Origin of the sequence: Microbacterium sp. (assembly GCF_035277845.1) — a bacterium.
Classification (GTDB): Bacteria; Actinomycetota; Actinomycetes; order Actinomycetales; family Microbacteriaceae; genus Microbacterium.
On sequence record NZ_DATEJS010000167.1, the window covers coordinates 1 to 10,928 of the forward strand.

10 protein-coding genes are annotated in these 10,928 nt (G+C 70.3%); 9 read left to right on the forward strand and 1 reads right to left on the reverse strand.

The window, feature by feature from the left end; all coding sequences use genetic code 11:
• Positions 1 to 798 (reverse strand): ROK family protein (locus VJR25_RS07030; protein ID WP_324113961.1); only part of this gene is annotated, 798 nt, incomplete at its 3' end.
• Positions 799 to 920: 122 nt separating this feature from the next.
• Between VJR25_RS07030 and VJR25_RS07035 the strand changes: the two genes are divergently transcribed.
• From VJR25_RS07035 to VJR25_RS07075, 9 genes are all read left to right on the forward strand, one after another.
• On the forward strand, positions 921 to 2,042 hold the full coding sequence (locus VJR25_RS07035) for a Gfo/Idh/MocA family oxidoreductase (RefSeq protein WP_324113963.1): 1,122 nt from the start codon (positions 921 to 923) through the stop codon (positions 2,040 to 2,042).
• Positions 2,039 to 3,541, forward strand: a complete 1,503-nt coding sequence (locus VJR25_RS07040) for a GMC oxidoreductase (RefSeq protein WP_324113965.1) — start codon at positions 2,039 to 2,041, stop codon at positions 3,539 to 3,541. The genes VJR25_RS07035 and VJR25_RS07040 overlap by 4 nt, the downstream gene beginning before the upstream one ends.
• A 49-nt stretch (positions 3,542 to 3,590) precedes the next feature.
• Entirely contained in the window at positions 3,591 to 4,904 is a 1,314-nt protein-coding gene (locus tag VJR25_RS07045; RefSeq protein WP_324113967.1) for a sugar ABC transporter substrate-binding protein, read from the forward strand.
• A gap of 5 nt (positions 4,905 to 4,909) precedes the next feature.
• Positions 4,910 to 5,881: a sugar ABC transporter permease gene (locus VJR25_RS07050; RefSeq protein ID WP_324113969.1), complete on the forward strand. Its 972-nt coding sequence runs from the start codon at positions 4,910 to 4,912 to the stop codon at positions 5,879 to 5,881.
• The gene (locus tag VJR25_RS07055; RefSeq protein ID WP_324113971.1) at positions 5,878 to 6,705 is read left to right on the forward strand and encodes a carbohydrate ABC transporter permease; all 828 of its coding nucleotides are present in this window, start codon (positions 5,878 to 5,880) and stop codon (positions 6,703 to 6,705) included. The genes VJR25_RS07050 and VJR25_RS07055 overlap by 4 nt, the downstream gene beginning before the upstream one ends.
• A 40-nt stretch (positions 6,706 to 6,745) precedes the next feature.
• Entirely contained in the window at positions 6,746 to 7,693 is a 948-nt protein-coding gene (locus tag VJR25_RS07060) for a sugar phosphate isomerase/epimerase (protein ID WP_324113973.1), read from the forward strand.
• A complete protein-coding gene (locus VJR25_RS07065) occupies positions 7,690 to 8,697 on the forward strand; it encodes a sugar phosphate isomerase/epimerase (protein WP_324113975.1) in 1,008 nt (335 codons plus the stop codon). The genes VJR25_RS07060 and VJR25_RS07065 overlap by 4 nt, the downstream gene beginning before the upstream one ends.
• A 204-nt stretch (positions 8,698 to 8,901) precedes the next feature.
• Positions 8,902 to 9,897 (forward strand): ABC transporter ATP-binding protein, encoded by a 996-nt coding sequence (locus VJR25_RS07070; protein WP_324113977.1) that lies wholly within the window; start codon positions 8,902 to 8,904, stop codon positions 9,895 to 9,897.
• Complete coding sequence (locus VJR25_RS07075; RefSeq protein ID WP_324113979.1) at positions 9,894 to 10,925, forward strand: ABC transporter permease; 1,032 nt, start codon at positions 9,894 to 9,896, stop codon at positions 10,923 to 10,925. The genes VJR25_RS07070 and VJR25_RS07075 overlap by 4 nt, the downstream gene beginning before the upstream one ends.
• The last annotated feature ends 3 nt before the right edge of the window (positions 10,926 to 10,928 follow it).

Below are 10,928 nucleotides of genomic sequence, written 5' to 3' on the forward strand. Positions count from 1 at the left end.
CGGGCCGCTCGCGATGGCCTCGAGGTCGCGCTCGTCGCCGGGCGGACGGGGGGAGTCGTGGCTGTACGGCACCTGCACGTGGCCGAGGTCACCGGCGGAGCCGCGCGCGCCGCGCTGCAGGGCGCCTCCGGAGATGATGCCGGCGCCGATGCCGGTGGCGACCTTCACGAAGACGAGGTCCTGCACGCCCGGCCAGCTGAGAGCCTGCTCGCCGAGGGCGAGGATGTTCACGTCGTTGTCCACGAGCACGGGCACGTCGAACACGCGCTGCACGTAGGCGGGCACGTCGAAGCGGTCCCACCCGGGCATGATGGGCGGGTTCGTGGGCATGCCGGTGGAGTGCTCGACCGGGCCCGGCACGCCGATGCCGACGCCGACGAGCGGCGCGGAGGATGCGGTGCGCAGCAGCTCCGTACCCTCGGCGAGCACCAGATCCAGCACCGGTTCGGGGCCGGCGGCGATGTCGACGCCGTGCGTCGTCGAGGCGAGGATGCTGCCCGCGAGGTCGGCGACCGCGACCGTCGCATGCGTGGCGCCCAGGTCGATCGCGAGCACGAGGCCCGCACGGGGGTTGAAGGCGACGCGGGCGGGCGGGCGTCCGCCGGTGGATGCCGCCTCCCCGGCGGGCAGGAGGAGCCCGGCGGCGAGGAGGGCGTCCATGCGCGGTGCCACCGTGGACCGGGCGAGCCCGGTGAGGGTGGCGATCTCGGCCTTGGTGCGCGCGCGTCCATCGCGGAACAGCTGGAACACGTCACCGGCCCCCATACCCGGCGCTCCGGCGCGTGCTGCATCGACCATGGCCGTCAGTAAATCACAGACGGACACCCAATTGACGGAATCCGAGCATCTTTTAGCGTTCAACAAAAAACTTCTGACGAATCGCTTGCAAAAGTCAGGAGTGTCGCGTCAGAATGGCTCGCATGACGATGGATGTCAGATCGACCCGCACCGACGCGAGCGCCACCCGCGCCTTGCGCGCCGGCATCATCGGGGGTGGATTCATGGGCCGGGTGCACTCGCACGCCGCCCGCGTGAACGCCGCCCGCCTCGCCGAGATCGCCGCCTCGACCCCCGACCGGGCCGCCGCCTCCCGTGACGCGCTCGGGTTCGAGGCCGCCGCCGACACCGCCGAGCAGCTGATCGCCTCCCCCGACGTCGACATCGTGCACATCTGCACCCCGAACGCCACGCACGCCCGGCTCGCCGCGGCCGCGCTCGCCGCCGGCAAGCACGTCATCTGCGAGAAGCCGCTCGCGATCGACGTCGCCGACGCCGAGCAGCTGACCGCGCAGGCCGCGGCATCCGGACTCGTCGCCGCCGTCCCCTTCGTCTACCGCTACCACCCGATGGTGCGCGAGGCCCGCGCCCGCGTCGCCCGGGGCGACCTCGGGATGCTGCTCAGCATCGACGCCGGCTACCTGCAGGACTGGATGCTGCTGCCCACCGACGACGACTGGCGCGCCACCAGCGCCGCAGGCGGGGCATCCCGCGCGTTCGCCGACATCGGCTCGCACCTGTGCGACCTGCTCGAATTCATCGCGGGCGAGCGCATCGTGCGCCTGTCCGCCCGCACCCGCCGGGTGTTCGACGAGCGCGGCGGACGCACCGTGGAGAACGAGGACATCGTCGCGATCCTCGTCGAGACGGCATCCGGCGCCATCGGCACCCTGCTCATCTCGCAGATGGCCGCGGGGCGCCGCAACGCCCTCACCGTCGAACTGCACGGATCGCGTGAGAGCCTGCGCTTCGACCAGGAGAACCCCGAGCGCCTCTGGGTCGGCGGCCGGGCCGAGTCGCGTATCCTCGTGCGCGACCCCGCGACCGCGACCCCCGACGCCGCTCGCCTGCAGCCGGTCCCCGCCGGGCACGCCATGGGCTACCAGGACGCCTTCGACAACTTCGTCGCCGACGCGTACGCCGCCGCCCGCGGCGAGGAACCCGACGGGATGCCGGTGTTCGCCGACGGGCTGCGCGCCGCGCGCCTCACCGAAGCCGTCCTGCAGTCCGCCGCGAGCGGCCGCTGGATCGAGACAGGAGAATGACAGTGCCCACCTACGACTATGTGATCGTCGGCAGCGGGATCAACGGCGCCATCGCCGCCGCGCAGCTGCACGCGGACCGGCCCGAGGCCGGCATCCTCGTGCTGGAGGCGGGTCGCCACATCACCTCGCACGACGGCGAGCACCTCGTCGAGGCCGACGAGAACGCGATGAACGCGTCGTACGAGGACCTCATGCGCCGCGCCCGCCAGATCGAGTACGTCAAGGGCGCGGTGTCCATGAACGAGATCGAGGGCGACAGCTGGGCGACCGACATGACCGGCGTCTTCCCCGCCGCTTTCCTCGGCCACAACTTCGCCCAGTTCCCGGGCGCCTCGATCGCGTGGAACATCGGCGGCATGGGCGTGCACTGGACCTGCGCCACCCCGTGGCCGTACGAGCACGAGATCCCCGACTTCCTGCCGCGCGACGAGTGGGACGCCGACCTCGAGACCGCCCGCAGGCACCTGCGCACCTACAACGGGCCGCTCGTGTCGGGCGACTGGACGAACCCGTTCACCGAGCCCATGTTCGCCGCCCTGCGCGACGCGGTGCCGAGCCCCGATCCCGAGCGCGAGTTCGGCTTCATGCCGATGGCCGGCGTCGCCTACCCGGACCGCCCGTTCGCGCGCACCGGCCCCCGCGACATCGCGCCCTTCCTCTTCGACGGGAGCGTCCCGAACGTGACGCTCGTCACCGGGGTGCTCACCACGCGCGTGCAGTACGAGAACGGCGCCGTCACCGGCATCCTCGGGCGCGACGTCGTGACCGGTGAGGAGACCGTGTACACCGGCCGCAACTACGTGATCGCCGCCGATGCCCTCCGCACCCCGCAGCTGCTGTGGGCCTCCGGCATCCGGCCCGAGGCGCTCGGCGTGCGCCTGAACGAGCACGCCTCGATCGACGGCGACGTCGTCATCGACGCGGCCCGATTCGGGCTGACCGATGCCGACATCCCCACCGCGCCCGACGGCGAGCCGTTCATCGGCTCCTACTGGAGCCCGTCGATCGGCGAAGCCCGCCCCGCGCACGGCCAGCTCATGGAGCGGGACGTCGAGGGCATGGGGCACGTGCTCGGCGTCGGCTGGTACTGCTCCACCGAGATCCGCCCGGAGAACCGCATCGAGTTCTCCGACGAGCTCACCGACGCGCTCGGGATGCCGCACATGACCGTGCACTTCTCATACTCCGACGCGGACCTCGAGACCATCGAGCGCACCAAGGCCGTGCAGCGCGCCGCCGCCAACGCCATCGGCGACTTCGGCGACCGCGAGACCGAGGTGCTGCCGGCCGGGGCATCCCTGCACTACACCGGCACGGTGCGCATGGGCGCCGTCGACGACGGCACCAGCGTGTGCGACACCGACGGCCGCGTCTGGGGCTTCGACAACCTCTACGTCGTCGGCAACGGCGTCGTGCCCACCGCCCTCACCTGCAACGCCACCCTCACCGGCGCGACCCTGACGATCCGCATCGCCCGGGCCCTCGCCGCCGCGATCTGACCCTCATCCCACACCCGGAAACCCTCACAACCACAAGGAGCTGATCAGGATGTCTCACCTGACCACAGGACGCCGAGCGACGACGCTGGGCGTCGCGCTCGTCGCCGCCGCCGTGCTGCTCGCCGGCTGCGGCCGCGCGAACAGCGAGCCCACCAGCAGCGGGTCGTCCGGCCCGGCCATCAACGACAAGGCCGCGACCGGCACCGTGCAGCTCTGGTCGGAAGGCGCCGACGGCGACAAGCTGCCGACCATGATCGCGGAGTTCAAGAAGACGAACCCCGGGGTCACCATCCAGCTGACCAAGGTGCCGCAGGACCAGTTCGCGTCCAAGATGACCGCGGCGATCACCGCCGGCACCGTGCCCGACCTGATCTTCGGGTACACCGAGGACCAGTCGTCGCTGCTGGCGACCGGCGGCTTCGACACCGTCCCGAACGGCCTCGTCAGTCAGGCGGACTTCTTCCCCGCGATCTGGGGCAACTCGGTCGTCGGCGGCAAGCAGTACGGCGTGCCCTGGTACACCTACGCGAACATGCTGATGTACCGCACCGACCTCGCCAAGAAGGCCGGCATCACCACGCCGCCCAGCACCTGGGCCGAGCAGAAGACCTTCGCGCAGAAGCTCAAGGCGCAGGGCGTCGCCAACCCGCTCGTGCTGGCCGTGAGCTACGACAAGTACTCGGCCGGCCAGTGGCAGGTCATGGCCGCGCAGAACGGCGGCTCGCTGCTGAACGCCGCCAAGACCAAGTGGACGCTCAACACCCCGCAGAACGTCCAGGCGCTCGACTACTGGGCGAGCCTCGTCAAGGACGGCCTGTCCTCCGCCGACGGACCCGCGTTCCTCGACACCGTGCCGTGGATGAGCTCGGGCAAGTCCGCCGCGATCGTCGACGGCGGCCCCTGGTTCGCCTCGTGGTTCGACGACGCGAACGGCAAGGGCTGGAGCTCCACCCACATCACCTACGCCCCGAACCCCACCGGCCCGAATGGCGGCAAGGGCGCGACGACCGGCGGCGGCAGCTGGATGGTCCCGAGCGACAGCAAGAACAAGGATGCCGCCTGGAAGTTCGTGCGCTGGATGTCCGAGGCGCCCCAGCAGGTGCAGTGGTACAAGATCTTCGGCAACATGCCGGCGCTGAAGGCCGCCTGGGACGACCCGGCGCTGAAGGGCACCGTGCTCGACCAGGTGCACGCCGCGCTCGAGAACGGCGTCGCCCAGCCGAACGTCCCCACGTGGGACCAGGTCGGCCAGATCATCGGTCAGCAGATGGAGAAGGTCGTGCGCGGCGGGATGTCCGCCCAGGCAGCGCTCGACGCGGCCCAGCAGCAGGCCGAGGCGATCGGCGTCACCGGAAAGCAGTAATCCGGATGTCTACGACCGCCACACGCGCGATGGTCACCTCGGGGACGCCGGACCGGCGTCCCCGGGGGGCCGCGCCCCTGCGCCCCCGCCGGCGCGCCCACGAGGGGTCGCGAGCCGAGACGGCGACCGCCTGGTTCTTCCTCGTGCCGTTCCTCGTGATCTTCGCCGTCTTCACCGCGATCCCCACCCTCATCGCGATCGGCGCGAGTTTCACCGACATGCGCGCGCGGGACATCCGCGACCCGCTCAACGTGAACATCACCGGTCTGCAGTCGTACGCGCAGATCCTCGCCAACCCCGACTTCCAGCGGGCGTTCCTGAACACCGTGCTGTTCGTCGTGCTGTGCGTGCCGCTGAGCATGGTGCTCGGCTTCGCCCTCGCGATGATGCTCAACGGCGCCATCCGGCGCCTGCGCACCTTCTTCCGCGCCGCCGTCTACGTGCCGGTGATCACCAACATCGTCGCCGCGGCGGTCATCTGGCAGTACGCGTTCTCGATCTCCGGCCCCGTCAACAGCGCGCTGGCGAACATCGGCATCCAGGCGGTCAACTGGCTGGGCCAGCCCGAATGGGCCTTCACGACCGTCGTCATGATGGGCGTGTGGCGCAACGCCGGCACCTGCATGGTGCTGTTCCTCGCGGGCCTGCAGGCCGTGCCGGAGGAGATCTACGAGGCCGCGCAGACCGACGGGGCATCCGGCCCCCGCCGGCTCTGGTCGATCACGCTGCCGCTGCTGCGTCCCACGACGCTGCTGGTCACGATCCTCATGACCGTCTCGTTCCTGAACATCTTCGAGGAGCCGTTCCTGCTCACCAAGGGCGGGCCGCTCAGCGCCACCACCTCGATGGCGCTGTGGGTCTACCAGCAGTTCGGGTTCGGCAACATCTCGGCATCGATGGCAGGGTCCGTGATCCTGCTCATCCTCGTCGGCGTCGTGTCCGTCATCCAGTTCCGAATGCTGAGGCCGAAGCATTGAAGAAGACATCCCCCACCCGCCTCGCCCTCACCTACACGGCGCTCGCCGTCATCACGGTGCTCATGCTGCTGCCGTTCGTGTGGGTGTTCTTCGGATCGTTCAAGACGCAGGGCGAGTTCTTCTCCGACCCCGGCGCCTGGTTCCCGAAGTCGTTCCAGATCAAGAACTACATCTCGCTGTTCGCCGACCAGGGCTTCGGCGGGTACATGGTCAACAGCATCGTCGTGTCGGTGATCGTCGTGCTCGCCAACGTGCTCTTCAGCGCCATGGCCGGCTACGCGCTCGCGAAGCTGCGCTTCCGCGGCAAGGGCGTCATCTTCCCGCTCGTGATCGTGTCGATGATCGTGCCCTACGTGGCGCTGTTCGTGCCGCAGTTCGTCATCGTGGTGCAGATGGGGCTGGTCAACACGCTCATCGCCATCGCACTGCCACTGCTGGTCATGCCGCTGTGCGTGTTCATCATGCGCCAGTTCGCCCACGGCGTGCCGTTCGAGCTCATGGAGGCGGCGCGGCTCGACGGCGCCGGTGAGGCGCGGATCTTCTTCCGCGTGTTCCTGCCGCTGTGCGGACCGGGCCTCGCGACCGTCGGCATCCTGTCGTTCCTGTCGTCGTGGAACAACTTCCTGTGGCCCCTCGTGGTCGCCCAGTCGCAGAGCGTCTACACCGCGCCCGTCGGCCTCGCGGTCGCGTCGCAGGCATCCAACACCGTCAACTTCGGCGTGCTGCTGGCCGGCTCCATGGTCGTGCTGCTGCCCATCCTCATCCTGTTCCTCTTCCTGCAGAAGTACTTCATCCAGGGCGTCGCCACCGCCGGTCTCAAGTAGGCCGTCCGGACGACACCCGACCCAGAAAGGGATGCTCCCCGTGCAGATCAAAGACCTCGACTTCGCGCTCAACGCCATCCAGTGGATCAACGTGAAGGAGGACCCGAACGACCTCGACAGCGCCTCGCTGTGGCGCTTCGCCGATCCCGCGTTCGTCGCCGAGTACCCGGGCGTGCTGCGGGCGATCCGGGATGCCGGATTCACCGCGACCATGCTCGAGGTGCTCGACACGCAGACGCTGCAGAACTACGAGGCGATGATCAAGGATGCCGGCCTGAAGGTCGCCCCCGGGTACGTGCAGGTGCCGCTGGCATCCGAGCACGGCGGGCGCCTGGAGCGCGGCACGTTCTCGCGCATCCACTGGTTCGACTCGGTGCGCCGCAAGGCGGAGGAGTCCAACTACATGGGCCTGTCGCGCATCTTCCTCGCCGCCGAGGTCAACCAGCAGGCCATCCGCTGGCAGCATCCGGCCGTCGGCCACGACTTCTCGCAGGACCGCCTCGACGAACTCACCGACCTGATCGACGAGGCCGTCGACGTGCTGAACGCCGAGGGCGTGCGCCCCGGCCTGCACAACCACGTGGGCACCTGGATCGAGACCGAGGCCGAGTACGAGCACGTGCTGAACAGCATCGACGCCTCGCGCCTCGGCGCCGCGTTCGACATCGGGCACCTGGAGTGGGCCGGCATCGACGCGCAGGCGACGCTCGCGAAGTGGGGCGACCGGGTGCAGGACCTCCACCTCAAGGACCTCGACCTCGGCATCGCCCGGCAGACCCGGGAGGAGGGCCTCGCCTACGAGCGCGCCACCGACCTCGGGCTGTACAAGGAGCCCGGCCTCGGCGACCTCGACCTGCCCGGCATCCTCTCGGCGCTGCCCGACGGCTTCGGCGGCTGGATCATCATCGAGGTCGACCGCGCGTCGATGGACCCGGTGGAGAGCGCACACCACACCGCGCGCTGGGTGCGGGAGGCCTCGGCGGCATGAGCACGCACCCGGTCACCCTCTTCACGGGGCAGTGGGCGGATCTGCCGTTCGAGGAGGTGGCGCGGCTGGCGGCCTCCTGGGGGTACGACGGTCTGGAGATCGCGGCGTCGGGTGATCATCTCGACCTGCGGCGGGCGGATGAGGATCCGGCGTATCTGCGGTCGCGGCTGGAGACCCTCGATGCGCACGGGCTGAGGGCGTACGCGATCTCGAACCATCTGGCAGGTCAAGCGGTGTGCGACGACCCGATCGATTTCCGCCATCAGGCGATCCTGCGCCCGTACGTGTGGGGCGACGGGGATGCCGAGGGGGTGCGGCAGCGGGCGGCGGAGGACATGAAGCGCGCCGCCCGGGTGGCCCGAAAGCTCGGCGTGGACACCGTGGTCGGGTTCACGGGGTCGTCGATCTGGTCGTATGTGGCGATGTTCCCGCCGGTGCCGGCATCCGTCATCGACGCCGGGTATGAGGACTTCGCGGCCCGGTGGAACCCGATCCTGGACGTGTTCGACGCGGAGGGGGTGCGGTTCGCGCACGAGGTGCATCCGTCGGAGATCGCGTACGACTACTGGACCAGCGTGCGCGCCCTGGAGGCGATCGGGCACCGGGAGGCGTTCGGGTTCAACTGGGATCCGTCGCACATGATGTGGCAGGACATCGACCCGGTCGGGTTCATCTGGGAGTTCCGGGACCGGATCTACCACGTGGACTGCAAGGACACCCGGCTGCGTCCCCGCAACGGGCGGGCCGGGGTGCTCGGTTCGCACCTGCCGTGGGGGGATCCGCGGCGCGGCTGGGACTTCGTGTCGACCGGACACGGGGACGTGCCCTGGGAGGACGCGTTCCGCGCGCTTTCGGCGATCGGGTACGAGGGTCCGATCTCGGTCGAGTGGGAGGATGCCGGCATGGACCGCCTGCACGGCGCCGCCCAGGCCGTGCAGTTCGTGCGCTCCCTGCTGTGGCCGCAACCCACCGCCTCCTTCGACGCCGCCTTCTCGAACCAGTAGGCAGCGCCCCGCTCCGTCTGCGTCTCTCGGCTCCGCCCTCCGGCCGCGTCCTCCGGATGTTGACTTGCCCTGGATGTACGCCCCGCTCGGCGTGTCGCGTACATCCAGGGCAAGTCAACAAACGGGGCGGGGCCTCGGGGGAGGGACAGCGCGCCCGGAGGCTCAATCCTCGGACTCGGCTATGTCGGGCCATAGATTCGAGGAATGGGAACACTGGGGATCGTCGTCGACGACGTCCATCGCTCGTTCGGGACGGTGCACGCCGTCCGCGGCATGAGCCTCGAGGCCGAGGTCGGCAACGTGACGGGCCTCGTCGGCCCCAACGGCGCCGGCAAGACGACCCTGATGCTGATGCTCGCGTCGCTGCTCGCCCCGGAGTCCGGGTCGATCCGCGTGGATGGCGTCGACCCCGTCGCCGAGCCGGCGCGTGCCCGCGCGGCGATCGGCTGGATGCCCGATGCCCTGGGCGCCTGGCCGTCGCTGACCGCGCGGGAGACCCTCGCGATGACCGGCCGCCTGTACGGGGCGAGCAAGCAGGATGCCGCATCCCGCGCCACCGCCCTGCTCGAGCGCGTGGACCTCACCACCCTCGCGGACGCCCCGGCGCGCGTGCTCTCGCGCGGTCAGAAGCAGCGGCTGGGCCTCGCCCGCGCGCTCGTCCACGATCCGCGGGTGCTGCTGCTGGACGAGCCGGCCTCCGGGCTCGACCCGCAGGCGCGCATCGAGCTGCGCGGGATGCTGCGCGGCTTCGCCGCCGAGGGTCGTACGGTGCTGATCTCCAGTCATGTGCTCTCCGAGCTCGAGGAGGTGGTCGACACGGCCGTCTTCGTCGAGGCGGGGGCGACGGTCGCGGCGGACCGCGTCGCCGCCGCGGCTCAGACCTCACGCGCGTGGCGCCTGAGGATCGCGGGCGCGCAGGCCGAGACCGAGCGTGAGCGGGTGGCATCCGTCCTCGGCACGGCGGCGCAGGTCGATCGTCAGGACATCCTCGTCACGTTCGCGGGCGAGCGGGCCGCGGCCGACGCCCTCCGCCTCCTCGTCCAGGCCGGCCTCCCCGTCGTGGAGTTCGCGCCCGCGGTCGGCTCGCTCGAGCACGCGTTCCTCGACCTCCGTCAGAACGGGACACCGCCGCCCGGGTCTCCGGGCTCATCCGCCGCGCCTGCCGCACCGACCGCGCCGACCGAGGGGGATGCGTCATGAACCTCCGCCGCCTCGGAACCGTCATCGCCCTGGAGCTGACGCAGCGCGTGCGCAGCATCGCCTGGTACGTGCTGCTGGGTGTCTTCGCCGTGCTGCTCATCGGGGTGACCACCCTGAGCTTCCTTGCTGCGAGCGGCCAGCCCGACGCGGGCGGAACGGTCTTCTCGATCATCGTGTACTTCGTTCTGCTGCTGGTGGTGCTCGTCTCCCCGACGCTGTCCGGCAACGCGATCAACGGCGATCGGGATGCCGCGACCCTCGCGCCGGTGCAGGTCACGCTCACCACCACCGCCGAGATCGTGCTCGGCAAGTTCATCGCCGCCTGGATCGCGGGCCTCGCGTTCGCGGTCGTCGCAGTGCCGTTCATCGTCATCGCCATGATCGCGGGCGGCGTCTCGCCGGCCGTCGCCGTGGTCTCGCTGGTCATGCTGATCGTGGAGATCGGCGTCGTCGCGGCGATCGGCGTGGGGCTCAGCGGCATCCTGGCCCGGCCGCTGTTCTCGGTGGCCAGCACGTACCTCATCGTCGCCGCGCTCGTGGTCGGGACGGTGATCGCGTTCAGCCTGTCGGGACTCGCGATCCGCAGCGAGCTCACCACCCAGTCCCGCGATCCCAACTTCGACGACAAGGGGAACACCACCAGCTGCGGTGCGTGGCACACGGAGACGTCCGAGCAGCCGCGGTTCGACAAGGTGTGGTGGATGCTGGCGCCGAACCCGTTCGTGATCCTCGCCGACGCCACGCCGGCCTCCTATGACGCGGACGGCTACCCTCTCGATGCGTTCTCGGGGCTGAAGGCGTCGGTGCGCCAGGCGCAGATCGCGCCGCCGGCCCACGTCCGCTACGACAACTGCAGCGACGCGCAGCCGGATCCGCCCTCGCCGAAGACGATCGAGGCCGAGACCGCGCCGAGCTGGCTGGTGGGTCTCGGCATCCAGATCGTCCTCGCCGGCGGCCTGCTGGTGTGGGGCACGGCGCGCACGCGCACCCCCGCCCGTCGCCTGCCGCGCGGCACCCGCATCGCTTAGCCC